The organism is Streptomyces sp. MMG1533, from assembly GCF_001279775.1.
In the GTDB taxonomy this organism is placed as follows: Bacteria; Actinomycetota; Actinomycetes; order Streptomycetales; family Streptomycetaceae; genus Streptomyces.
Genome location: NZ_LGDG01000008.1, coordinates 1 through 24,399, shown reverse-complemented (window position 1 = coordinate 24,399; position 24,399 = coordinate 1). Strand labels below are relative to the sequence as shown.

19 protein-coding genes and 3 tRNA genes are annotated in these 24,399 nt (G+C 70.1%); 18 read left to right on the top strand and 4 right to left on the bottom strand.

Features of this window, described 5'->3' with window-relative positions; all coding sequences use genetic code 11:
* The first annotated feature begins 235 nt into the window (after nt 1–235).
* The 11 genes from ADK57_RS02860 to ADK57_RS02810 all read left to right on the top strand — a co-directional run bounded on the left by ADK57_RS02860 (nt 236) and on the right by ADK57_RS02810 (nt 14,757).
* On the top strand, nt 236–607 hold the full coding sequence (locus ADK57_RS02860) for a DUF6507 family protein (RefSeq protein WP_078972918.1): 372 nt from the start codon (nt 236–238) through the stop codon (nt 605–607).
* Nucleotides 604–3,372 (top strand): ADP-ribosyltransferase, encoded by a 2,769-nt coding sequence (locus ADK57_RS02855; RefSeq protein WP_053747721.1) that lies wholly within the window; start codon nt 604–606, stop codon nt 3,370–3,372. Before ADK57_RS02860 ends, ADK57_RS02855 begins: the two co-directional genes overlap by 4 nt.
* A gap of 47 nt (nt 3,373–3,419) precedes the next feature.
* Nucleotides 3,420–3,821, top strand: a complete 402-nt coding sequence (locus ADK57_RS02850; protein ID WP_053747726.1) for a hypothetical protein — start codon at nt 3,420–3,422, stop codon at nt 3,819–3,821.
* Between the two features lie 91 nt (nt 3,822–3,912).
* Nucleotides 3,913–4,215 (top strand): hypothetical protein, encoded by a 303-nt coding sequence (locus ADK57_RS02845; RefSeq protein ID WP_234389927.1) that lies wholly within the window; start codon nt 3,913–3,915, stop codon nt 4,213–4,215.
* Between the two features lie 66 nt (nt 4,216–4,281).
* The gene (locus ADK57_RS46770; protein WP_053747719.1) at nt 4,282–5,478 is read left to right on the top strand and encodes a DUF6508 domain-containing protein; all 1,197 of its coding nucleotides are present in this window, start codon (nt 4,282–4,284) and stop codon (nt 5,476–5,478) included.
* 85 nt (nt 5,479–5,563) lie between these two features.
* The gene (locus ADK57_RS02835) at nt 5,564–6,019 is read left to right on the top strand and encodes an HD domain-containing protein (RefSeq protein WP_053747718.1); all 456 of its coding nucleotides are present in this window, start codon (nt 5,564–5,566) and stop codon (nt 6,017–6,019) included.
* Between the two features lie 32 nt (nt 6,020–6,051).
* Nucleotides 6,052–6,372 (top strand): hypothetical protein, encoded by a 321-nt coding sequence (locus tag ADK57_RS02830; protein ID WP_053747717.1) that lies wholly within the window; start codon nt 6,052–6,054, stop codon nt 6,370–6,372.
* Nucleotides 6,373–6,448: 76 nt separating this feature from the next.
* The gene (eccD, locus tag ADK57_RS02825; RefSeq protein WP_053747716.1) at nt 6,449–7,804 is read left to right on the top strand and encodes a type VII secretion integral membrane protein EccD; all 1,356 of its coding nucleotides are present in this window, start codon (nt 6,449–6,451) and stop codon (nt 7,802–7,804) included.
* Nucleotides 7,805–7,883: 79 nt separating this feature from the next.
* Nucleotides 7,884–9,299 carry a MinD/ParA family ATP-binding protein gene (locus ADK57_RS50365; RefSeq protein WP_078972917.1) on the top strand — a complete coding sequence of 472 codons (1,416 nt, stop codon included), beginning with the start codon at nt 7,884–7,886 and terminating at the stop codon, nt 9,297–9,299.
* Between the two features lie 48 nt (nt 9,300–9,347).
* Nucleotides 9,348–13,322, top strand: a complete 3,975-nt coding sequence (gene eccCa / locus ADK57_RS02815; protein ID WP_053747715.1) for a type VII secretion protein EccCa — start codon at nt 9,348–9,350, stop codon at nt 13,320–13,322.
* A gap of 4 nt (nt 13,323–13,326) precedes the next feature.
* Nucleotides 13,327–14,757 carry a DUF6177 family protein gene (locus ADK57_RS02810; RefSeq protein ID WP_053747714.1) on the top strand — a complete coding sequence of 477 codons (1,431 nt, stop codon included), beginning with the start codon at nt 13,327–13,329 and terminating at the stop codon, nt 14,755–14,757.
* A gap of 70 nt (nt 14,758–14,827) precedes the next feature.
* Here the strand turns inward: ADK57_RS02810 and ADK57_RS02805 are convergent, their stop codons facing one another.
* A complete protein-coding gene (locus ADK57_RS02805) occupies nt 14,828–16,042 on the bottom strand; it encodes an acyltransferase family protein (RefSeq protein ID WP_053747713.1) in 1,215 nt (404 codons plus the stop codon).
* Nucleotides 16,043–16,631: 589 nt separating this feature from the next.
* Between ADK57_RS02805 and ADK57_RS02800 the strand changes: the two genes are divergently transcribed.
* On the top strand, nt 16,632–16,826 hold the full coding sequence (locus ADK57_RS02800) for a hypothetical protein (RefSeq protein ID WP_030044846.1): 195 nt from the start codon (nt 16,632–16,634) through the stop codon (nt 16,824–16,826).
* Nucleotides 16,827–17,674: 848 nt separating this feature from the next.
* Nucleotides 17,675–17,759: transfer RNA gene (locus ADK57_RS49725), tRNA-OTHER, on the top strand.
* Between the two features lie 86 nt (nt 17,760–17,845).
* On the opposite strand, the gene ADK57_RS02795 is transcribed toward ADK57_RS49725, so the two are convergent.
* Nucleotides 17,846–18,025: a hypothetical protein gene (locus ADK57_RS02795; protein ID WP_053747712.1), complete on the bottom strand. Its 180-nt coding sequence runs from the start codon at nt 18,023–18,025 to the stop codon at nt 17,846–17,848.
* A 213-nt stretch (nt 18,026–18,238) separates the two neighbouring features.
* Nucleotides 18,239–18,312 (bottom strand) — tRNA-Gly (locus tag ADK57_RS02790).
* 164 nt (nt 18,313–18,476) lie between these two features.
* Between ADK57_RS02790 and ADK57_RS02785 the strand changes: the two genes are divergently transcribed.
* The 5 genes from ADK57_RS02785 (at nt 18,477) to clpX (ending at nt 23,374) form a co-directional block, all read left to right on the top strand.
* Nucleotides 18,477–18,553, top strand: a tRNA-Pro gene (locus ADK57_RS02785).
* 207 nt (nt 18,554–18,760) lie between these two features.
* A complete protein-coding gene (tig, locus tag ADK57_RS02780; RefSeq protein ID WP_053747711.1) occupies nt 18,761–20,149 on the top strand; it encodes a trigger factor in 1,389 nt (462 codons plus the stop codon).
* A 417-nt stretch (nt 20,150–20,566) separates the two neighbouring features.
* On the top strand, nt 20,567–21,172 hold the full coding sequence (locus ADK57_RS02775; RefSeq protein WP_053747724.1) for an ATP-dependent Clp protease proteolytic subunit: 606 nt from the start codon (nt 20,567–20,569) through the stop codon (nt 21,170–21,172).
* 50 nt (nt 21,173–21,222) lie between these two features.
* Nucleotides 21,223–21,903, top strand: coding sequence for an ATP-dependent Clp protease proteolytic subunit (locus tag ADK57_RS02770; protein WP_053747710.1), 681 nt, complete (start codon nt 21,223–21,225; stop codon nt 21,901–21,903).
* 184 nt (nt 21,904–22,087) lie between these two features.
* Complete coding sequence (gene clpX, locus ADK57_RS02765) at nt 22,088–23,374, top strand: ATP-dependent Clp protease ATP-binding subunit ClpX (protein ID WP_053747723.1); 1,287 nt, start codon at nt 22,088–22,090, stop codon at nt 23,372–23,374.
* Between the two features lie 88 nt (nt 23,375–23,462).
* Here the strand turns inward: clpX and ADK57_RS02760 are convergent.
* Nucleotides 23,463–24,399: hypothetical protein (locus ADK57_RS02760; RefSeq protein WP_053747709.1), on the bottom strand; the 937-nt coding region annotated here is incomplete at its 5' end.

Below are 24,399 nucleotides of genomic sequence, written 5' to 3'. Positions count from 1 at the left end.
AACATCATCGCGCTGCTGAAGTCGACGTTGGAGAAGAACGACGGTACGGCGCAGTCGACGATCCAGCGGGCCAAGGCCGCGGTCGACAACATCGGCTGACGGACGGGTTCGTCTGCCGTAATCATCCGCTCTGGGGCGGGTTCCGCTCCAGAGCTGTTTGTTCGGTATCGGAAGTTTAGGAAAACGGGGGTTTTCGGTGCCCGGCTGGGATCTGAAGCCGCAAGGCATTTCCAGTGTGTTGAAGACGACCGGTGAGACGGCGTCGGACCTGGAGAAGTACGCGAAGGCGTTCGGTGAGCACCTGACGTCGGCGGCCACAAGTGCGGGCACTATTTCCGCCGAGGGTGGCGGTGGCGGCGAGGGTGGCGGTGGCGGCGAGGGTGGCGAGAAGGCCGCGGGTGGCCTGGTCGCCCTTGCGTTGTCGCAGTATGCGGAGCGTGCGTCGAAGGACCTGCAGTATGTGGCGGCCCGGGCGGGCAAGTCCCTGCAGGGCGCGGTGGACGCGACGACGGCGTATCTGAATGGCGACCAGGAGATGGCCACGGAGGCGCAGCGCAACGCGTTGTCCGAGCCGAAGCTGGACATGCCGGGGGCGGGCAAGGCGTGATCCAGCCGGAGAAGATTCCTCAGTTCACGGGTGACTTGGCCCAGCTGGAGACGGACTACGCGGACCTGAAGAAGGACGCGGGGCATGTCCGTACGACCGGCGGGGACGTGCATTCGCAGTTCCAGGGCCTGTCGGCGTACTACACCGCTCCGGAGGCGGAGCAGCTGTTCGCGACGACGAAGCCGGTCAAGGACCGTGCGGACACGTTCGGGGACGACCTGGAGACGGTGTCCGGCGCGCTGTCGTCGTACGCCACGGAGATTCGTCCCCTTGTCGACAAGCTGAAGGAACTGAAGACCAAGGCCGTGACGTTCGTCGACTCCGTCAAGGACGACGACGAGTGGGAGTACGACGGCGACAAGGTCGACGAGCACAACCAGATCCGGGACGACATCACCGCGACGGTGGCGGCGTTCTGGGCTGCCGAGCGGACCGCCCACAACAAGATCACCGCGTTGTGGGGTGGCACGCAGATGGTCGCCGGGGACGGCTCCGACCGCAAGGACCAGTACGGCTTCAACGCGGACGACCTGAAGAACGCGAAGCTTCCCTGGGGCGACCCGGTCGAGGAGAAGCACCACTGGTACGAGGTCGGCCACTGGGTGAAGTCGTTCGTGTGGGACGGCCTGATCGTCGACGGTATTTGGGGCACCATCAAGGGCCTGGGCACCCTGGTCGGCTTCGGCGGCTGGGATGCGATGGGGCAGGCGTGGAAGGGCCTGGCGCAGTTGGCGACCGGCCTGACCCTCAGCATGATGCCGGGCGCGCAGTTGGCGTTCTGGGCGCTGCCGGACGACAAACTCCCTTCCTGGATCCGTGATTCGCGCACCGCGATGAAGGAGACGGGCAAGGCTCTGGTTGCGTGGGACGAGTGGGGCAAGAACCCCGGTCGTGCGGCCGGTGCCGTCACGTTCAACGTCCTGACGACGGTGTTCACGGGTGGTGCGGGCGCCGGTGTCGCGGGTGCGGGCAAGGCTGGTGCGGTGGCGAAGGTGCTGTCGGTCGCGGGCAAGGCGGGCAAGGTCATCGACCCGATGACCTACATCGCCAAGGGCGCGGGCGCGGGCCTGTCCAAGATCGGCGATATCACGAAGGGCCTGCGGGGCGTCGGCAACATCGACATCCCCACCCTCCCGGACGGAGCCGTCAACCTGCCCGACGGCCGCCTGATGGACCCGAACGGCAACCTCATCTCGCCCAACGGCGCGATCGACACGACCCCGGTCCACTACGAGCCGAACACCCCGACGGTCCCGCACGGCACCACACCGACACTCCCGGCCCACTGGACGACTCAGGGTGCCCCCACCCCGTCGTACGCCGGGAGCCACGCGGGAGCCGACACGGCCGCACACACGGTCGACAACGCCGGGCACTACGACGCGCCCAACGCCGGCCACTACAACACGCCGACCACGCCCGCGGGCCACACGCCGGGCGGCGCCTTCGACACGACGCCTTCGCCGAGCGCGTACGACCACGCGCCGGCGGGATCGCCGTACGGTCACGCGCCGTCGGGATCCCCGTACGACCACGCGCCTTCGCCGTCCGCGTACGACCAGGCACCGGGTACGAATCCGTACGCCCAGACGCCGTCGGGGGCGCCGTACGGTCATGCGCCGTCGCCATCGGCGTTCGATCACGCGCCTTCACCGTCCGCCTACGACCAGACGCCGACCGCCACGCCGCACGACGCCCCGACGTCGACGCCGCACACCGGTGGCCACGACGCTCCCGGCGGCGTCGGCCACCCGGGTGCCGCGAGCCCGTGGTACCACCAGGGTGCGGCGGCGACCCCCGCGCACGACATCCCGACCACGCCGCACACCGGCGGCCACGAGGTCCCCGGCACCGGCGGCCACGGCACCCCGGACGCGCCGCACGGCACCGGGCACGACGTCCCCGGAGCGGGTCACGCCGACGACGCCTCGCACGGCGCCGGACACGGTGACGACGGTGTCGGTCACGCGGACGATGCCGCGCACACCGGCGACCATGTCGACGCCGGGGCGCACCACGGCACGGATGGTCCGGTCGCTCCGGGGCATCAGGGTGCGGATGTGCCGGGGCACCCCGGGGCCGGGGAGCCGTTCGAGTACAAGCCGACGATGTCGGACGCGGCCTTCGACGCCCTCAGCGACGCCGAGAAGCACGCGGTGGCCGAGGCCGAACTGGCGCGCGGCACGAACCACGCGCCCAGCGCCACCAACGACGCCGGGCTGGCGTACGGCAATGCGTACTGGAACGATTTCCTGGACGACCTGCCCACCGAGTCGCAGCAGGCGCTGAAGACGTACAGCGGTAATGAGTACACCCAGATCAATGGACACCTGCGCTTCGGCAACGACGTGGACCCCTCGCTCCTGCACACCATCGACGAGATGGACAAGGTCATGGACATGCGCCCTGTGCCCGAGGACATCATGGTCGTCCGCGGCACCGGGGTCGACCACGTCAAGGTCGACGGCCTCCCGATCGATTCACCGCTCGACATGCTCGGCGGGACCTTCGACGACAAGGCGTTCACTTCCACGGCACTCGGCAAGTCGCCGCCGCCCCCGTTCGACCAGAATCCCGTGTGGATGCACTTGCGGGTGGCGAAGGACACCCCCGCCCTCTGGATCGACCACCTCTCCAAGTACCCCGGAGAACGTGAGCTGCTGCTGGCCCGGGGCTCCGACTACAAGGTGACGCGTGTCTTCTTCGACGAGGCACACGGCAAGTGGCACATCTACGGAGAGGTCCTGCCGAGGCCGAAGCCGTAGCGGTGGCCGCGTTGAGGATCAGGCAGAGTTAAGGGAACGTGGACTTCATGAGCAGCGAACGACCGATCAACCCGCGCTTCGCCGAGGACGTGCACTTCGACCTCGTGGCGCCGGGTCCGTCGAGGTACCGCACCCGGACCGACAAGCCGGTGCGGTACTTCACAGTGGTCGACAAGGAGGGCGGCGCGGCCCTCGGATATGTGTGGGCGAGTGACGAGGACGACGCCGCCGCGTGGGTGCCACGCAACGCCGCCGGAGGCCGGGCCCTCGCCGAGGGCGGTCATTGGCACGCCCGGCTGCAAGAGGCCAAGGGGCGGGGCATCCTGCCGTCCCAGGCCCTCGCGGAGATGCTGTCCAACCCGGAAGGCAACCGCGGACGGGCCCTGCCCGGCTCCCTCACCGACGCCCCGAACGCCGACGCGGTCAAGTCCCTCGCCAAGGGTGAATGACGGACAGCCGGTCAACCCGCGCTTCAACGATGACGTGCACTCCAACCTCGTGTCGGGTCCGCCGCGATACCGAAACCACACCGACAAGCCGGTGCGTTACTTCACGGTGGTCGACAAGCAGGGTGGCGCGGTCCTCGGTTGGGTATGGGCCGGCGACGAGGACGACGCCGCCGCGTGGGAACCGCGGCAGGCTGGTGGTCCCCGTGCGGCGAACGAAGGCGGCTTCTGGATCCGTCGGCTGCGCGATGCGAAGCAGCGGGGCCTTCTGCCGTCCCAGGCCCTCGCCGAGTTGTACGGCAACCCGGAGACTGCCGGCAAGGGCCGCCCCCTCCCAGGCTCCCTGACCGACGCCCCGAACGCCGCCGCGTTCCATGCCCTCGCCCAGGGCGACTAGCGAACCGGTGGGCCCGCGCTTGAACCGAGTATCTGCGGAGGTATCGGCCCCCGAGGCCTGACCAGCATGACCAGTCCCGTGCACTACGTCACCGTGACCGCCCCCGACGGCGAAGTCGTCGGATACGCCTGGGGCGATGCCACCGACGTCGAGTGGATGCACCGGAACGCCAGCAGTCCCGGTGCCTACAAGGCGGGGTTGGGGTGGTACACCAAGGTCCGTGAGGCTCACGATCGTGGTCTCACCCCCCTCGGTGTCCTCGGACTGCTCAGTCACGAGCCCGGTGTCGGGCCGGTCACCGAGGCGCCCGATGTCGCCGCGCTCGAAGAGCTGGCCCGTGTCGTCACCCCGGCCGACGACCGGCGACTGCTCGCCCAGCTCGACCGTGACAACGCGGAGGCGTGGCAGGAGCTCGCCGACGCCTTCGACGCGCTCACGGACGAGGACCGGGACGTGAAGTGGGGCGGGGGGCAGAAGATGCCGAGCGGTGCCATTCACGTGCCGTTTCCCCTCTACAGCGAGCCGCTTCAGCGTGCTGTTCGTGCCCTGCACGGTGTCGGCGCCGTGACCCCCGAGCACCGGTGGCGGCACAGTCCGATGCCCCAAGCACCGTCGGAGCGGGGGCTACGGCCCGCCGACGCGGTGCGCGCCGCCACCGCGGTCGTGACCGCGGAGCGGATGAGCGACGGGGAGATCGCGGAGGCCGTGGGGAACGGCCTCCTGGACGCCATAGCCACCTCGCTGCGCGCCTGGTACGCCGAACCTTCCACCGAGGAGCCCGGGGAGCAGCTCCAGGCCGACGCCCCGCCCACCAACCAGCCCCAGGCCGACCCGGGCCCCTCCACCGCCGTGCACCCCCAAGCCCCCACCCCACCCATGTGCAGATTCTGCGGAGGTTCCCCCGCAGCGGACGTAGCCTTCCGTGCGCACCGAGGCCTCGTCGTCTTCATGGGGTTCAGGAAGACGGACGGGCCGATGTGCATGACCTGTGGACTGGCCGTTCACCGCGCGCTGACCACCCACACGCTCGCCTGGGGCTGGTGGAGCCCCTTCTCCCTGTTCGTCTTCGCGCCGTTGACGCTGGTCCGGAACCTCCTCGCCGTTCGCAAGGTGAAGCAGCTCGCGGTCCCGGGGCCGGGCATGCTCGGGCCGCGATACGACCCCGGCGTGCCCATCCACCGGCGGCCGCGCGCATACGTCGCGCTCGTGCCCGTGCTGTGGGTGCTCTTCATGATCGTGACGGGATTGTCGGGAGGGGCGTGACAGAGCCCGAGAGACGGCCGTACCCCGGCTGTACGCGTGGCGCGTCCATGTCCTATGTTGCGGAAGCGAAGCAGGGGGGATCCGCATGCCGCAAGAGATGAGTCTGGCCGAGGTCGAGGCCGTCGCCCGCGCCGCGCACGCCGGGCAGACGGACAAGGCCGGACGGCCTTACGCCGAGCACCTGTCGGCCGTCGCCGAGGGCGTGCGTGCCCGGGGCGGGGGCGAGGAGCTCGTCGCCGCCGCGTGGCTGCACGACGCCGTCGAGGACGGGGTGCTCAGCGAGGACTGGCTCGACGCCGCCGCACTCCCGCAGCGCACCAAGGACGTCGTACGGGCCGTGACCAAGCGGCCGGACGAGGACCCGGAGGCGTACGCGGGCCGGATCCTGGCCACTGAGGGGGCCCGGCTCGTCAAGGCCGCCGATCTCGCGCACAACGCCGACCCGAGCCGTCTCGCCGTACTCGACGAGCACACCGCCCGGCGGCTCACGCACAAGTACGCCGCCATGCGGCACCGCCTCGGCCTCGCTCCGGGCGACTGACCTCCAACCAACCCCCTACACAGGACGACTGAATGTCACGGGACTACGACAGCCAGCTGCTGGAGTCGGTGGCGGTGCGCCGGCGCCGGATGCGCGACGCGCTGCTGTTCGGCGCGCAGCGCGCCCGGCGGACGGCGGACGAGCGGTTCGGCAAGATGTTCGCGGGTATCGCGATCGCGGCCGTACTGTGCGCCGGATGCGTCGGCTGGTCCTTCCTCCAGGCCACCTTGGCGAAGCAGAAGGCCGAGGAAGAGAAGCAGCAACAGCAGCAGGGGCAGCTGTACGACCCGACGCCCAGCGCCTCTGCGACCGGGGCCGGCGAAAAGGGCGACAAGGGTGCGGAGAAGCAGTGAACAGGGTGTGGACGGGGGGCGTGACCAAGTCGGAGCGCGCCCATGGCAGAAACGACGCGATGATAGGTTCCGGTGAGTGGTGAGCACAGCAGCGACGTTCCGGACCCAACTCAGCAGGGTCACTCTGATCGGTGAGCGCCGACGCGCCGACATCGTGTTGCCTTCGGACACTCCGATCGGCCAACTGCTCCCCGACATACTGCAGTTGCTCGACGACCGGGCCGCGTCCCGGCCGACCACCCGGCAGCTGATCACCTCCGATGGTTCCGCGCTGCCGCACGACGCCACGCTGTCCTCGGCGGAGGTCCCCGACGGCGCCGTGCTGCGCCTCGTGCGCGCTCACGCCGCACCGCCGGCGCCGGTCGTGCACGACGTCACCGACCAGGTCGCGGACGACCTCGACCTGCGTGGCTGGCGCTGGCGCCCCGCCGTACGCCGTACCGCCGCGGGCGTGGCCACCGTCGTGTTCGCCGTGATCGCGGCGCTGTTGGCCCGGCGCGAGTTCGCGTTGGAGTCGGTCGCCACCGGGCTCGCGGTCGTCACCGCGGTGTTCCTGGTCGCCGGTGCGGCGATCGCGAAGATCGGCGAGGGCAACCGGGGCCTGGCCACCGCGCTGCTGCTCGCCTCCGGCGGGCTCGGCCTGCTCACCGCGACGACCGCGGCCGACGCCTACGACTGGTCCGGGACGGCCCGGCTGGCCGGTGTCGCCGCCGCGCTGGTGCTCACGCTCGTGCTGCTCGCGTACTGCTCGCCGCTCGGCCGCGGCGGGTTGATCGGGGCCGGGGCGGTCGTCGGTGTGGCCGCGCTGTGGGAGGGCGTCGCCCTCGTACAGGACCGGCCGGACCGGATCGGCGCCGTGATGGCCGTCGTCTCCGTCATCCTGCTCGGTCTGCTGCCGCGGTTCGCGCTGATGGCCTCGGGGCTCACCGCGCTCGACGACAAGCGTTCCTCGGGCACCTCGGTGAGCCGGCACGAGGTCGCCAACGCCCTCGCCGCCACCCACCGCGGGCTCGCCCTCGCCACCGTGGTCACCGCCGCCTCCGCCGCCGCGGGCGGCTGGCTGCTGACCACCGCGAAGGAGCCGACCGTCTGGACGGTGTCCCTCGCCTCGCTGGTCGCCGTCGTGCTGCTGTCCCGGGCGCGGGCCTTCCCGCTGGTCGCCGAGGTCGTGGCGCTGTTCGGGGCGGCGGCGCTGCTCGTCGTACGTCTCGCGGTGTTGTGGCTGGACCACGCGGGGGGTGCCGGCGCGCTCGTCCTCCTTGCCGCGGCGGCACTGCTGCCGCTGCTGGTCCTGGCTGTCGAGCCGCCGGAGCACGTCCAGGTACGGCTGCGGCGGTTCGCCGACCTGATCGAGTCCCTCGGCGTGATCGGGCTCTTCCCGCTCGCCATCGGGGCGTTCGGCATCTACGGGCAACTGCTCAACAAGTTCTGAGCTTCGAAGACCAGACGCCGCCGCGCCGTCGCTCCGGGCGGGACGACGAGGCGGCGGCGTAGCAGGAGAGAAGGGCGACATGCCGAGCGGGGACAACTGGCAGAGCGACGTGCTGCGCGACCTGAAGGGCGGCGCGGCCCAGCAGCGTGCCCCACAACAGGGCGCGCAGCCACAGCAGGCGGCAGGGCAACAGCCGGAACAGCAACCGGGCGCGCAGAACGTCCCGCCGCAGGGCCAGGCACCGGCGTACGGCTACCCGCAGCAGGCCGACCCCGCCCAGCCGCAGCAGCCGTACGGCTATCCGCAGCAGGGGTATCCCGCGCAGGGTCAGCAGGCGTACGGCCAGTCCCAGCAGCCGCCGTACGGTGATCAGGCCGCCGGCCACCCGCAGCAGGGCCACCCCGCCCAGCCGCAGCAGCCCTACGGCTATCCGCAGCAGGGCTACCCCGCCCAGCCGCAGCAGCCGCAGCAGCCGCAGCAGGCGTACGCCGAGCAGGCCCCCGCCCAGCCCCAGCAGCCCCAACAGGCCCAGCGGGCCCAGGCTCCCGCCCCCCGCGCCCGCTCGCCCCGCGCCACCCCCGACTCCCGCCCGGTCGTGGACAAGAAGCTCGCCTCCGCCGGTCGGGGACCGCGCCGCGGGGAGCCGTTCAGCGCCCGCGCCCTGCGGGCCGTACGCCGGACCGTGTCCTCCTCGGCCGCGCGTGAGGTCGCCGAGACCACCGCGACCGCCGAGATACTGCAGCAGCCGGTCACCACCGGCCGGCAGATCGCGGTGACGTCCATCCGCGGCGGCTCGGGCAAGACGACGGTCGCCGCCCTGCTCGGCACCACGTACGCCCACTACCGCCAGGACCCGACCCTCGTCATCGAGGCCGACCCGGCGCTCGGCTCGCTGCCGCTGAGGCTCGGCGCCGAGACGCTGCGCTGGACCACCGGCGACCTCGCCGACGTCGTCCAGCCGCAGATGTCGCTCCTCGAAGTGACCGGCTACCTGGTCCAACTGCCCGACAACGCCTGGCTGTTGCCCGGCAGCCAGGGCCAGGTCGGCGCCATGCTCGACACCAAGGCCTACGAGCGGGTCATGGTGTCGATGCGCCGCTACTTCGGGGTGACCGTCGTCGACTGCGAGACGATGCCCGCCGAGGTCGCCCGCACCGCGCTCTCCGCCGCCCAGGCCCGCATCCTCACCGTGCCCGCCACCCTGGAGGGCGTCGCCAGCACGCACGCCGTCCTGCAGTGGATGCGCGGACTGCCCCGGGACATCACCACCTCGACCGTCGTCGTGCTCACCGAGACCGTCCCGCACACCGGCGTCGACGTCGAGAAGGCAGCCGAGCAGCTGAAGACGACCGGGGCGAGCGTGCGGATCCTGCCGTACGACCGGCATCTGGCGGCCGGCGGCACCATCCGCACCGACCTGCTCGCGCGGGACACCCGGGAGGCCGCCACGCGGCTGGCCGCGGAGGTCTTCCAGCTCTCCCAGAAGAGCCGCTGAACCATCCCCTGCACGAAGGGAACCTGAGGACAACCGAGGACGAGGACGATGAGCACCCGACTGATCCACCGGCCGGCCCGCACCACCCGCCCCCCGGCCTCCCCCGAGTCGCGCACCATAGAGGCGCCGCCCAACCTGCCCGACGGCAAGTCTGGTTCGATCGCGACCTCGTTGCTGCCGGTCGCCGGTGTGATGTCGTCGGTCGTGATGATGACCGTCGTGCGCAACAGCCAGTTCGCCGGGCTGGGCGCGATCATCCTCGTCGTCACCATCGTCGGCTCGATGGTCATGCTCTTCTCCCAGCGAGGCAAGGCGCAGCGCACCCGCCGCACCCAGCGCGAGGCCTACCTCACCTACCTTGAGGACACCCGCGAGGAGCTCTCCAAGGAGGAGCGGGAGCGGCGCGAGAGCACGGGGGTGCTCAACCCGCCGCCGGACGCGCTCTACGACATCGTGCGCGACCCCGCCCGGCTGTGGGAGCGGCGCCGGATGGACGCCGACTTCCTGCGGGTCCGCGTCGGTACCGGCGAGATGCCGGTGCGTGACCTGAAGGTGGGTCAGCCGAGCTCGTCCGTGCTCACCCCGCCCGACCAGTTCATGCTGAACGAGGCGTCCGCGCTGGTGTCCCGCTTCAGCGTCGGCACCGAACTCCCGCTCACCGTCCCGCTCGACCGGGTCGGCAACATCAGCGTCATCGGCAGCCGCGAGGACACCCTCCGGGTCGCCCGCGCGCTGCTCGTGCAGGCCGCCGCCACCCACGCGCCCGACGACGTGGCCATGGCGCTCGCCGCGCCCGGCGACCGGATCGCCGACTGGGAGTGGGCCAAGTGGCTGCCGCACCTGCTCGACAGCGAGCAGTTCGACGGCCCCGTCGCCGCCCGCCGCATCGCGCCCTCGCTGCCCCAACTGGCCCGCCAGATCGGCCCCGAGCTGCGCCGCCGCGCCTCCTACGCGGCCGAGGTGCGCCGCGGCCTCTCCGGCAAGGACGCCCTCGCCATGACCTCCCGGCTGCTGGTCGTCGCCGACGGGCACGGCGACGACGCCGTCGACCTGCCGCGCCCGGACGACGCGGTCGGCCTGCGCGACATGAGCGTCACCGTCCTGCATCTCCTGGACCAGCGGATCCAGGAGCCGGGCAGCGTGGGCGTGCGCATCACCGTCGACGGCGAGCAGATCGTCATCGAGGACCTGCGCATGGCGGAGCCGATCAGCGCCCACGGCACCGTCGACGAGATCGGCATCCCCTTCGCCGAGGGCCTCGCCCGGATGCTCGCCCCGCTCAGGCTGTCCGCCGAGTCGATGGTCGACGCCCCGCTCACCGGCCCGGTCGACTTCGCCGAACTGCTCGGCATCGACGACGTGGCCGGCCTCGACCTGAACCGGATGTGGGCGCCGCGCGGCGAACGGGCCTTCCTGCGCGTGCCCATCGGCATCAGCGACTCCCACGAGCCCGTGCTGCTCGACCTGAAGGAGTCCTCCGAGCTGGGCATGGGCCCGCACGGCCTGTGCGTCGGCGCCACCGGCTCCGGCAAGTCGGAGCTGCTGCGCACCCTGGTCCTCGCCCTGGTCGCCACCCACCCGCCGGAGGACCTCTCCCTCGTCCTCGTCGACTACAAGGGCGGCGCCACCTTCGCCCCCTTCGCGGACCTCCCGCACGTCGCCGGCGTCATCACCAACCTGGAGAACCAGGCCGGCCTGGTCGAACGTGTCCACGCCTCGCTCGCCGGCGAGGTCAAGCGCCGCCAGCAGGTCCTCAAGAACGCGGGCAACGTCGCCGACATCGGCCACTACGCCGCCCTGCGCGCCGAGAAGCGCCCCGACCTGGACCCGCTGCCGCACCTGTTCGTGGTGATCGACGAGTTCGGCGAACTCCTCACCGCCAAGCCGGACTTCATCGACCTGTTCCTGTCCATCGGCCGCATCGGCCGCTCCATCGGCGTCCACCTGCTGCTGTCCAGCCAGCGCATCGAGGGCGGCAAGCTCAAGGGCCTGGACACCTACCTGTCGTACCGGCTCGGTCTGCGCACCTTCTCCGCCGACGAGTCCCGTACGGTCCTGGACACCACGGACGCCTTCCACCTGCCCCCGCTGCCCGGCTTCGGCTATCTCAAGGTCGACACCAGCCACTACGAGCGGTTCAAGGCCAGCTACGTCTCGGGCGCCTACAGCGGTCCCGTGCAGCGCGAGGACGAGGACACCGGTCCGCTGGCCCTGGAGTACGAGGCCTACAACACCCTCGGCGACGACGGAGGTTCGGCGCCGGAAGAGCCGAAGATGCGGCGCCGGGAGACCGGGCCCACCCAACTGGGCGTGCTCATCGACCAGTTGGAGAACGCCGGAGCCAGTTCGGTACGCCAGATCTGGCTGCCCCCGCTGCCCGCCGCCGTCCCCCTCGACAAGGTCGCCGGACCCGTGGAGGTGGGCGCGCGCGGCATGCAGCTCGCCAAGCGACGCGGCCCCCTCCAGGTGCCGCTGGGCATCCTCGACGACCCGACCAAGCAGTGGCAGGGCCAGTGGTACCTGGACCTCACCCTGTCCGGCGGCCACGCGGCGGTCATCGGCGGCCCGCAGTCCGGCAAGACCACCCTGCTGCGCTCCCTGGCCCTCTCGCTGGCCCTGACGCACACCCCGCAGGAAGTCGGCATCTACGGCCTCGACCTGGTCGGCGGCGGCCTGCAGGCCCTGTCCGGGCTGCCGCACGTCGGCGGGGTCGCCGGACGCGCCGACCGCGAACGCGCCGCCCGCACCATCGACTCCGTGCGCGCCATGCTCGACCAGCGCGAGGAGCTCTTCCGCATCCACAACATCGACTCGCTGGAGCAGCTGCGCACCCTGCGCGCCGCGGGCCAGGTGCCCGAGCTGGCCTCCACCGAGATCGTGCTGCTCATCGACGGCTTCGGCGCCCTGCGCGACGACTTCGAGAACCTCGACGACGCCGTCATCGACATCCTCAAGCGCGGCGGCGGCTACGGCATCCACGTGGTCGCCGGCATGCTCCGCTGGAACGACGTGCGCATCGCCACCCAGTCGCAGTTCGGCACCCGCGTCGAGCTGCGCCTGAACGACCCCAGCGAATCCAGCATCGACCGCAAGCTCGGCGAGACCCTCTCCCCGGAGGAGAAGGGCCGCATCCTCACCGACGGCAAGCTCTTCGCCCAGGTCGCCCTGCCCCGCGTCGACGGTGTCGCCGACACCGCCGACCTCGGCGCGGTCCTGGAGCGCACCGCCCGCCAGCTCCGCGCCACCTGGACCGGCGAGGTCGCCCAGCCGGTGCGGGTGCTGCCGCACGTCCTGGAGCCGGAGCTGCTGCCCGGCCCGGCGAGCGAACCGCGCCGTGTCCCGATCGGCCTCGACCAGACCCAGCTCGCCCCGGTCCTGCTCGACCTGTTCCAGCACGACCAGCACCTGATGATCATGGGCGACAGCGAGTGCGGCAAGACCAACCTGCTCAAGGTGATCACCCAGGGCCTCATCGAGCGCTACGGCGACGACGAGCTCGTCTTCGGCGTCTTCGACCCGCGTCGCGGCCTGCGCGGCGCCATCCCCGAGGAGTACCGGGGCGGCTACGCCTACAACTCCAAGCTCGCCGCCGGCCTCGCCGCGGGCATCGCCGGCGAACTGGAGAAGCGGCTGCCCGACGAGAGCGCGGATACCGAGGACCTGGAGCCCGGCAGCTTCTCCGGCCCGCGGATCGTGATCCTCGTCGACGACTACGACGTCCTCAGCACCGCCGGCCAGCAGCCGCTGGCGCCCTTCGTGCCGTACATCCCCTCGGCCGTCGACATCGGCCTGCACTTCATCCTCACCCGACGGGTCGCGGGCGCCTCCCGCGGCCTGTACGAGCCGATGCTGCAGGGCCTGCGGGAGTCCGGCTCCTCCGCGCTGGTCATGTCGGGCGACCGCAGCGAGGGCCAGCTCTTCCCCGGCGTGTACGCGAGCGTGCAGCCGCCCGGCCGCGGGGTGCTGGTCCGCAGGGGCCAGCCGAGCCGGCTGATCCAGACTGTCTACACGGGGACCAGGTGAATCCATGACGAAGGACGTCATCACCCTTACGAAGAAGATGCCCGACCCTCTGAGCGTGATCGCCGGGCTCCTCTCCGGCGGCCCGGACCGGCTGGTGGGCACCGAGGGAGAGGGCGCGGTGGTGCAGCTCTGCGACGAGCAGGGCCGCCCGCTGGTCTCCGTCGAGGCGCCCCTGCTGGTGCAGGTCAGGGGTGAGGCCGAGCGGCTGCTGGGGGCGAGTGCGCCCGAGGTGCCGTACTGGTGGACCGAGGCCCGCGCCACCACCGGTGTCAAGGAGGCGGAGCAGCTCGCCGGCACCTTCGCCGCCCGGCTCGCCACGCTGGTGGGCGGCACCGCCTGGCCGCCCGAGGTGGCCTGGTCGCTGGCCGTGGTCAACACGGACGGGATGAGCGCGGCACCGGTCCCGGCCGCCGCCCAGCCCGCCGTGGACGTCCTCACCGACAAGGTCGCGGTCATCATCCAGGACCGTCCGGTGGTCGCGATGACCGCCTGGCTCTCGGACGCCTTCCGCGCCGCCGCGAACGCCGAGCTCGGCCTCCAGATCGTCACCCCCGCCGGCACCCGCCTCTCCCCGGCGGTCCGCGGCAGCCTGCCGGGCTGGCCCTCGCGCTGGGTGGTGCAGGACGAGCGGGACGGCTACTACGACGGCCTGTCCGGAGCGGTCCTGGAGTGGAACAACGGCTTCTTCGCCACCGTCGTGCCCCCGGACGCGACCCGGGAGGACCCGCGCACCCCGGTCGCCGCGACCTTCAAGGACGGCCTCGCCGCAAAGGGCGACACCGGCGAACGCCAGCTGGCCATCTCCTTCCGTACCGTCCACCCGGCCGACGACCGCCTCGTCCTCGGCGGCGCCGTGGAAGCCGTATGGCGGGAGATCACCGGTGAACCGCCGGCCGGCTGGGGCACCGAGGAGCCGGCCAACCTCCCCTGGTCCCTGCGGCAGTTGACCGACGTGGCGTACGAGCGCTCGCCCGCGCCGACCTGGCTGGTGGTCGTCGGCACCCCGGAGCGTCCCGGACTCGCGACCGTCCGCATCACCCGGACCAAGGGCGGTGTGGAGGAGGACGTGACCATGGCCTTCGGCTACGGCCCCGGCGAGCAGCTGCCGACGGACGCCGTGCAGGCCGCGGCCGAGGCTCTCGCCACCCGGCACGACCTCCAGTCCATGCTGGTCCAGATCCGCCGCGCCCGCCGGGACCTGTCCGTCCCGCCGCACTTCGAGGGCCCGGGCGTGCCGTTCGCGTTCGTCCTGGGCGCCGAGGAGGTCCGCCAGATGCCCGGTGACCGGGCCCGCCGCACGCCCCTCGCGGAGTCCCCGCGCGACCTGGGCCCGAAGACCCGCCCCGCGCTGTACTACCCCCTGCCGGGCGACCCCTCGGACCTGTCGGGCTGGCAGGACTTCGAGCGCCTGATGAGGCATCTGAAGGGCAACTAGCCCGGTCGACCGGTCGGCCGGAGAATCGACGGAGCCCCCACTGCTGAGCAGTGGGGGCTCCGTCGCTGTCTCAGCCCGTCGTGACCTTCTCCCGTACGGGAGTCTGCTCACGCTGCGCGCGGCCGCGGGCGACCTCGGCGGCATCCCGCTTGAAGGCCCACTCCATCTTCGGCTCCATCGCGAACCGGAAGACGCGGCGCACCGGCGCGGTGCACAGCAGGGTGACGGCGACACCCGCGCAGACGCTCACGAAGATCTGGCCGAGCGGGTGGTGCAGCCAGGTCTGCTCGAACCAGCCCTCGTAGTCGCCGGCCTTGACCAGGAAGCCGTGCAGCAGATAGCCGAACAGCGTGCCAGCGCCGAGCGAGGTGAACCACATCTTCCGGCCCGGCACCCAGGAGAAGAAGCAGGCGGTCAGCAGCAGCGAGCAGCCGAACAGGGCGAGGACCATGACCGGTCCGGTCCACCACGGCGCGCCCAACTCCTGTGCGGAGTCACGGTGGTAGAACCAACCGGTGTTCATGCGCGGCACCGACCACCAGCTGACGGCCAGCGCGGCCGCGAACACCGGCACCGACAGAATCCGCACCGACCGCCGGCGCACCAGCCGGAAGTGCTCGGGCTTCATCATCAGGCCGAGCACGAAGAAGGGCAGGAACTGCAGCACGCGCTGAAGGTCCAGGTCGTCGCCGATCTCCGGGGTGACGGACGCCAGCATCGCGAGGGTGAGCGCGAGCGGCAGCGGCCACCGCACCAGCTTCCAGATCGGCGTGGTCAGCCGCCAGACGAACAACGCGGCCAGGAACCAGGTCAGGTACCAGGGATCCAGGAGGCTGATCTCCTGGTCGGGCGCGCCGCCGACGTAGCGGTTGAAGAGCGTGTAGCCGGTCTCGAACAGGACGTACGGCACGACGACGCCGGTGATCAGCCGTTGCAGCCGGTCGGCGCGCATGTCGAAACTGCGGGAGAAGAACCCGGAGATGATGATGAACGCCGGCATGTGGAAGGCGTACACCACCGTGTACATGCCTTCCAGGATCCGGCTGTCGCCCTTGAGCGGCTCCCAGGAGTGGCCGATCGCCACCAGCACGATCGCCAGATACTTGGCGTTGTCGAAGAACGCGTCGCGCTGTTTGCCGGGTTTGTCGCCTGATGGGGCGGGCTTGTTGCCCGCAGCGGCTCTGGTGTTCTGCGGCGAGCGCGGACTCGGCACTCCGTCCGCCGGCGCGTGTGCCGGGGGGAGTGGCGCTCGGTTCTGGCCGTGCGGTCGCAGCGAGTTCGTCACAGACCCTCCCACCAGGAACGGGGGGAGAGGATCGGGGACCTCGCTGCGCTTGCGGGGGACGAGGCAGCGTGGAACATCTGAGGCACCCTAGCCTTGGCTGTGGGTTTTCGTAAAACCCTCCATGTCATTCCTGGTTAATTCCTGCGAGTACCCGCGTTTTCCGGGAGTTGACGTCGTCGTCCACGTGATGACCAACACACCGTCCCCGGTTCAGTGCCGTACCCATCTGAGCCCTCCTTGTCATAATTCATCCCGACTAAACAGGGCATAAGACGCCTTTGGGGGCCTGCCTGGCTTGGGTGTTGGTGTGCCTGTGCCGTCAATTCGAATTAGCTGCGAACACGTTGTGTGGACACGGAAACGAACTCGTCGAATTCCCTGTGGGGGTGCACGGTCGAATTACTGTGCGGGCGGGCCGAGTCGGTCCGCCCGCACACCCGGCCGCGGGCGGCTCCGGGCACGGAAGTGGCCAACGTTCAGTCACGGGCCGCATATGCAGCCCCCATTGGTGGCACGATGGTTCTGGCGGGGGTGCGCAGGGTCGCGTCCCCGGGCCGGGAGAGCGGACCGACCAAGGGTGTGATCAGTTGTGGCCATTTCTCTGTCAGTGGTGCTGCTGTTGGCGATCATCCTGGTGGTGTTGATCCGGGGAGGCTCCCTCAAGGCCGGCCCCGCCGTCGTCGCGGTGCTCTTCGGCTTCTTCCTCGCCTCGACCGGCATGGCCGACGACATCCAGCGGTTCCTGAACTCGATAGCGGAGACCATCAACTCGATCCAGTTCTAGGCGTGCCCCGCATGGTCCGCCGCCGCGACCCGCGGACGGCACGGACAGCGCCCCGGACAGCACGAAGACCTCCGGCCCGATCCTCGAAGGACCGGGCCGGAGGCCTGTTCGGAGCGGGCGAGGGGAATCGAACCCGCGTGGCAGGTTCGGAAGATCGCGTAACCGGAGCCCGGCTGACCTGGTGTGTTCCGCAAGAGATCTTTGGCTCACCTGGTCCGGGGCGCACATCATGCGATGCGCCGGCACGACCGGCTCGCCAGGCAGCGGATCGACTCCACGGACCCGTACGGCCACGATGTCGGCGGCGAGGCGGGATGGGTCCGGGAGCCTCGTCAAACGCCACCGGAAGGGCTCAGGGGCGTCTTTGGCGGGGAGCTCCACCGTGGCGAGGCTGACCCAACGGTCGTAGTTGGTCGGGTATATGCGGACCAACACCCCGCACTTGGGGCAAATCGGTGGCTCGATCCATGACGCGTCGTCGGGGTCGGGCTCCGGCCTCGGGGCGGCTGTGGCTCCATCGGCTTCGGCCATCTCGTTGGCGAAGACGTTCCAGCACGTCGCGCAGAGTCTGGTCATGGGACTGATCCGCCCGCGATCGCCCACGGTGGGGCCTGCCTCCCCACACCGATGGCAGAGGTGCCGGTCATGATCCTCTGTCGCCCCCATGTGTTCGAGTGTGAGCGAATCTGACCGGATCCCAGTAGGTCGCGATTTGGCCTCATTCGGCGGTCATCGGCGCAGGTGGACATCCAGGCGCGGTGGTGGGGCCCGACCTGAGCCGGTGCCCTGAGGCGTCACCCCTCAAAAAGAGATGGTTCCGCCGGCCTCTGCGTGAGTACGATCCGCCTGGCCATGCGTCGTCCAGCGGCCCAGGACACCGCACTCGGGTTCGCCCCGATGCGGAAACCCCGGTTCGAATCCGGGCAATGGCCACCCCTCGCCACGTCCGCCCCCGCCGGGGACTCGTCGTGGCCTCAGATTGCTGGACGGCGTGGCCGGCCCGACTTGGTCCGCGGCGCTCAGGTGTCGCCCTCACTGCGGCGGTCGCTCTTGCCGGAGTAACGCATCAGTTGGCCCGCCGCGAGCGTCACTGTCGCCACGACCCGGACCCATCGAGGGCCGCCCCTCTCCGCCCACACCACACAGACGCACCCCGCGATGACGAGCAGCAGGACGCCCAGCAGCACGATGATGGCCACGGATCTTCCCCCTTGTTCGTACGTGTTCCTCGATTGTTCGTACGTGTTCCTCGATCTTCTCAGCCAGAAGGGTGGCGCCGGCACTCGCCCTGGCAGAAGACCAGCCGTGTCCGGTCCTTGCGGTCATATGAGGGGTACGACCGGCTGATCAGGCTCGATGAATGACCAAGGCCCAGGTGCGACGTTCGCCGTCGCACCTGGGCCTTGGTCATATGGAGCGGGCGACGGGAATCGAACCCGCGTAGCTAGTTTGGAAGACTAGGGCTCTACCATTGAGCTACGCCCGCACAGCGCGCGCCGCAGGTCAGTGACCGCGGCACTGGAGGCATCGTAGCGGGTCGGCCCGCTTCGTCGCACACCGTGTTTCCGCCGCGCCCGGGCGCCGCACCCGTGCTCGTGAAATGCGGAGGCCACGCTGCCTGCGGGCATGTACCCTACGTGTCGCACCAGACGGGGTGTGGCGCAGCTTGGTAGCGCGTCCGCTTTGGGAGCGGAAGGCCGTGGGTTCAAATCCCGCCACCCCGACCACGTACCGGCCGGCCATCACCGGTCACCCCACGGTCACCTCGCGTGACCACCCGACGTGATCGCCTTTGGGGCGTGTCGCCGCTGCCGTTACTATGCAAGCTGCACGCCCGTGTGTCTCTCGATCTGAAGTCCTCCGGGCGGCGAATCCGCCGGAGCCGGTCTGGCTCCGGCAGAAACCAAGAAGTCAGCCCCCAAGGAGACCGAACCGTGAAGAGCGCCGTGGAGACCCTGAACCCGACCCGGGTTCGGCTCAGCATCGAGGTGCCCTTCGAGGAGCTCAAGGACAGCCTCGACGCGGCGTACAAGAAGATCAACCAGCAGGTCACGGTGAAGGGCTTCCGGAAGGGCAAGATCCCGGCGCGTGTCATCGACCAGCGGTTCGGCCGCGGTGCGGTCCTGGAGGAGGCGGTCAACGACGCGCTTCCGAAGTTCTACACCGAGGCGATCAACGAGGCGGAGATCGACGTCCTCGGCCAGCCCGAGGTCGACATCACCGAGCTGAAGGACGGCGAGACGCTGAACTTCACCGCCGAGGTCGACGTCCGCCCGTCCATCGAGATCCCGGACTTCTCCGGCATCGAGGTCGAGGTCGACGCCGTCGAGGTCACCGACGAGGACATCGAGAAGTCCGTCGAGCAGCTCCGCGAGCGCTTCGCCTCGACGTCCCCCGTCGAGCGTGCCGCCGAGGACGGCGACGTCGTCACGATCGACCTCGAGGCCAAGGTCGACGGCGAGATCCTCGAGGACGGCGTCGCCAGCGGCGTCTCCTACACCATCGGCTCCGGCGAGCTGCTGGAGGGCATCGACGACGCCGTCAAGGGCCTGGAGGCCGGTGGCGAGGCCACCTTCACCTCCGAGCTCAAGGGCGGCTCGGCGGCCGGCAAGGAGGCCGAGGTCACCGTCAAGGTCACCCAGGTCGCCGCCCGCGAACTGCCCGAGCTGGACGACGACTTCGCGCAGCTCGCCTCCGAGTTCGACACCCTCGACGAGCTCAAGGCCGACAGCCGCAAGCGCCTCGAGAACATGAAGCAGTACGACCAGGCCACGCAGGCCCAGGAGCGCGTCCTGGAGAAGCTGCTCGAGCTGGTCGAGGTCCCGGTCCCCGAGAAGCTGCTCGAGGACGAGATCAACACCCGCAAGCACAACCTCGAGCACCACCAGCTCGGCCAGATGGGCCTCGACCTCGAGAAGTACCTCGAGATCCAGGGCAAGACGGCCGAGGAGTTCGACACCGAGACCAAGGACGCCGCGGTCAAGGGCATCAAGACGCAGTTCGTCCTCGACGAGCTCGTCAAGCAGGAGAAGCTCAACGTCAACCAGGAGGAGCTCACCGAGCACCTCATGCGGCGCGCGGCCTCCTCCGGCATGTCCCCCGACCAGTTCGCCCAGGCCGTCGTCGAGGGTGGCCAGGTCCCGCTCCTCGTCGGCGAGGTCGCCCGCGGCAAGGCCCTGGCCGTCGTGGTCGAGAAGGCCACGGTCAAGGACACCAACGGCGAGGTCATCGACCTGGACGACGAGGAGGAGGAGACGGAGGCCGCCGAGGCCGCCGCCGACTCCACCGAGGCGCCCGAGGCCGAGGAGAAGACCGAGGCCTGAGCCTCGCGTCACCTCTGACGTGATCGTGATCAGGAGGGCCCTGGGGCGTTGGCTCCGGGGCCCTTCTGTCACGCCGCCGGGGGCGGCGACCCAGGGGCGCGGGGCCGTATCGATATGCGGCTCCGCCGCGTGGGCGCGAGGAACCACCCTCCAACCCGCAGCCGCCCACGTGCGGGCGCACCCATGGCGAGTGGGCACCCATGGCCAGTGGGCGCCCATGGCGAGTGGGCACCGCCCCACCGGCTACGCCCCCGGCGAACACTCCCCTCTCCGGGATTCTCCGGAGGGACCCGCGCGTTAGGGTCCATGAGTACGGGGGCAGGGGTGTCGGCGAACCGCCGGACGGCCCCCGGCAGGGAAACGTGAAGACGGCCCGGCGCCGTCGTAAGACGAGCAGGTGGATACGTGACGAATCTGATGCCCTCAGCCGCCGGCGAGCCTTCCATCGGTGGTGGCCTCGGCGACCAGGTCTACAACCGGCTGCTCAACGAGCGGATCATCTTCCTCGGCCAGCCGGTCGACGACGACATCGCGAACAAGATCACCGCACAGCTGCTGCTCCTTGCCGCTGACCCGGACAAGGACATCTACCTCTACATCAACAGCCCCGGCGGCTCGATCACGGCCGGCATGGCGATCTACGACACCATGCAGTACATCAAGAACGACGTGGTGACCATCGCCATGGGCCTCGCCGCCTCCATGGGCCAGTTCCTGCTCAGCGCGGGCACCCCGGGCAAGCGCTTCGCGCTGCCGAATGCCGAGATCCTGATCCACCAGCCGTCCGCCGGCCTCGCCGGTTCGGCGTCGGACATCAAGATCCACGCCGAGCGGCTGCTGCACACCAAGAAGCGCATGGCCGAGCTGACGTCCTTCCACACCGGCCAGACCATTGAGCAGATCACCCGCGACTCCGACCGGGACCGCTGGTTCGACGCCGACGAGGCCCGGGACTACGGCCTCATCGACGAGGTCATCACCACGGCCGCCAACATGCCGGGCGGCGGCGGCACCGGGGCCTGATGCCCCTTGCAAGCCCCCAGCCGACCGCCACAGCCCCTAGGAGAGAGACAGTGAACGACTTCCCCGGCAGCGGCCTGTACGAGCGCACGCGCTCCGAGCTCACGGCCCCGGTCGCCGAGTCCCGGTACGTCATCCCGCGCTTCGTCGAGCGCACCTCGCAGGGCATCCGCGAGTACGACCCGTACGCGAAGCTCTTCGAGGAGCGCGTGATCTTCCTCGGCGTCCAGATCGACGACGCCTCCGCCAACGACGTCATGGCGCAGCTGCTGTGCCTGGAGTCGATGGACCCCGACCGGGACATCTCGGTCTACATCAACAGCCCTGGCGGCTCCTTCACGGCGCTGACTGCGATCTACGACACCATGCAGTTCGTGAAGCCCGACATCCAGACGGTCTGCATGGGCCAGGCCGCCTCGGCCGCCGCCATCCTGCTGGCCGCCGGTACGCCGGGCAAGCGCATGGCGCTCCCGAACGCCCGTGTGCTGATCCACCAGCCCTACAGCGAGACCGGCCGCGGCCAGGTGTCCGACCTGGAAATCGCCGCGAACGAGATCCTGCGGATGCGTGCCCAGCTGGAAGACCTGCTGGCCAAGCACTCCACCACGCCGATCGAGAAGATCCGCGAGGACATCGAGCGCGACAAGATCCTCACGGCCGAGGACGCCCTGGCGTACGGCCTGATCGACCAGATCATCTCCACCCGGAAGATGAACAACGCGAGCGTGCGCTGACGGCGGACGCTGTATCGTCTGCCGCTCCTTGGCACGGTTCAGGACTGTGCACGACAAAGCGCACGTCAAAGTGAACCGTGCCAAGGGGGGCCCGAACGAGGGGCCCGGCAAGGTACCGTCGGACATAAGGCAGCACCAGGAGCCGCTGGACCTAGGCGTCTCCCAGGCGAAGGGGAAGCACACCGTGGCACGCATCGGTGACGGCGGCGATCTGCTCAAGTGCTCGTTCTGCGGCAAGAGCCAGAAGCAGGTCAAGAAGCTCATCGCAGGGCCCGGTGTCTACATCTGCGACGAGTGCATCGATCTCTGTAACGAGATCATCGAGGAGGAGCTGGCCGAGACCAGCGAGGTCCGCTGGGAGGAACTCCCCAAGCCCCGCGAGATCTACGAGTTCCTCGAGGGGTACGTCGTGGGTCAGGAGCAGGCCAAGAAGGCCCTCTCGGTCGCGGTGTACAACCACTACAAGCGGGTCCAGGCCGGGGAGAACGGCGGCGGTCAAAGCCGCGACGACGCCATCGAGTTGGCGAAGTCCAACATTCTCCTGCTGGGCCCCACGGGCTCCGGCAAGACCCTCCTCGCACAGACCCTCGCGCGCATGCTGAACGTCCCGTTCGCCATCGCCGACGCGACGGCGCTGACGGAGGCCGGCTATGTCGGCGAGGACGTCGAGAACATCCTGCTCAAGCTGATCCAGGCGGCCGACTACGACGTCAAGAAGGCCGAGACCGGGATCATCTACATCGACGAGATCGACAAGGTCGCCCGCAAGAGCGAGAACCCGTCGATCACGCGCGATGTCAGCGGCGAGGGCGTGCAGCAGGCCCTGTTGAAGATCCTGGAGGGCACCACGGCCTCGGTCCCGCCCCAGGGCGGCCGCAAGCACCCCCACCAGGAGTTCATCCAGATCGACACGACGAACGTGCTGTTCATCGTGGGCGGCGCCTTCGCGGGCCTGGAGAAGCTCATCGAGTCCCGGGCCGGCGCCAAGGGCATCGGCTTCGGCGCGACGATCCGCTCCAAGCGCGAGCTCGAGGCCAAGGACCAGTTCGAGGACGTCATGCCCGAGGACCTGGTCAAGTTCGGCATGATCCCCGAGTTCATCGGCCGTCTTCCGGTCATCACCTCGGTCCACAACCTCGACCGCGAGGCCCTCCTCCAGATCCTGGTCGAGCCGCGCAACGCGCTCGTCAAGCAGTACGAGCGCCTCTTCGAACTCGACGGTGTGGAGCTGGACTTCGAGCGCGAGGCCCTGGAGGCCATCGCCGACCAGGCCATCCTCCGCCAGACCGGCGCACGCGGCCTGCGCGCCATCATGGAGGAAGTCCTCCAGGGCGTGATGTACGAGATCCCCTCCCGCAAGGACGTGGCCCGGGTCGTCATCACGGCCGATGTCGTCCACTCGAACGTGAACCCGACCCTCATCCCGCGGGACGCGCGCGGTCGGGGACCGGGCGAGCAGAAGACGGCGTAGCGGCACAGACGTACCGACGTACCGACGTACACCGAGGGGCCCCGGTCAACAGACCGGGGCCCCTCGGTGGTTGAGTTGTCCGGCGCCATCAGGCCTCGACGCGGATCTCCTCGCGGATCTTCTTGGTCAGGTCGATCGCGACGTCCTTGGTCGTGCTCTTGGTGTTGTCACCGGGGGAGACCATGGCGATCGTGCTGTAGTCGGACCAGACGCAGAACCAGTCGGTCGACTCCTTCTTGGTGAGGCTGTTGGTGCTCTTCGCCGACTGGCACTTCATGAGCGCCCCGTCGAGGTCGGCCTCCTCGGGCTGGCCGATCAGCTCGGCGCCGCCGCCGGAGGAGCCGGAGCTGGAGGAGCCGTCCTGGATCTGCTTCGTGATGGCGGCGAAGTACGTGTCCAGTGCCTTCTCGGGGTCCGCGATCTTGCCGTAACCGCCCACGACCGTGACGCCCTTGGCGACCAGCAGCTCGGACTGGGGTGGCAAGGTGCTGGAGTCGTTCGGGTCGTAGCCGCTGAAGTCGGCCGTCGAGTACTGCACGACGACGGACTTGCCGTCCTTCATGCCGCTCGCATCAAGGTACTTGGTGGTGTCCGAGTCGCTGCTCGTGGCGCCATCGAGGACCCGCTTGTACTCGCCGGCCACGGTCGCCGGTGTCGCCAGCTTGTGCGCGCCGTCGTCCTCCAGGCCGCCCCCGCCCGCGCCGATCACGAAGTACGCCCCGACGCCTATCGCGGCCACGACGGCCACGGCGGCGATGATGATGCCGGTCTTCTTCTTGCCGCCACCGGCAGCCGGCGGCTGCGGCACCCCGTAGGGAGCCTGGCCGTAGGGCGGCTGCTGACCGTACGGCGGCTGCTGCTGGCCGTAGGGGGCCTGCTGGCCGTACGGCTGCTGCTGGGGCGGCACGCCCTGCGGGGGCTGCTGCGGCTGGCCGTAGCCCGGCTGGGCGGGCGGGGCCTGCTGGGGGTAGCCATAGCCGGGCTGGGCGGGCGGGGCCTGCGGCGGCTGGCCGTAGGGACCCGGC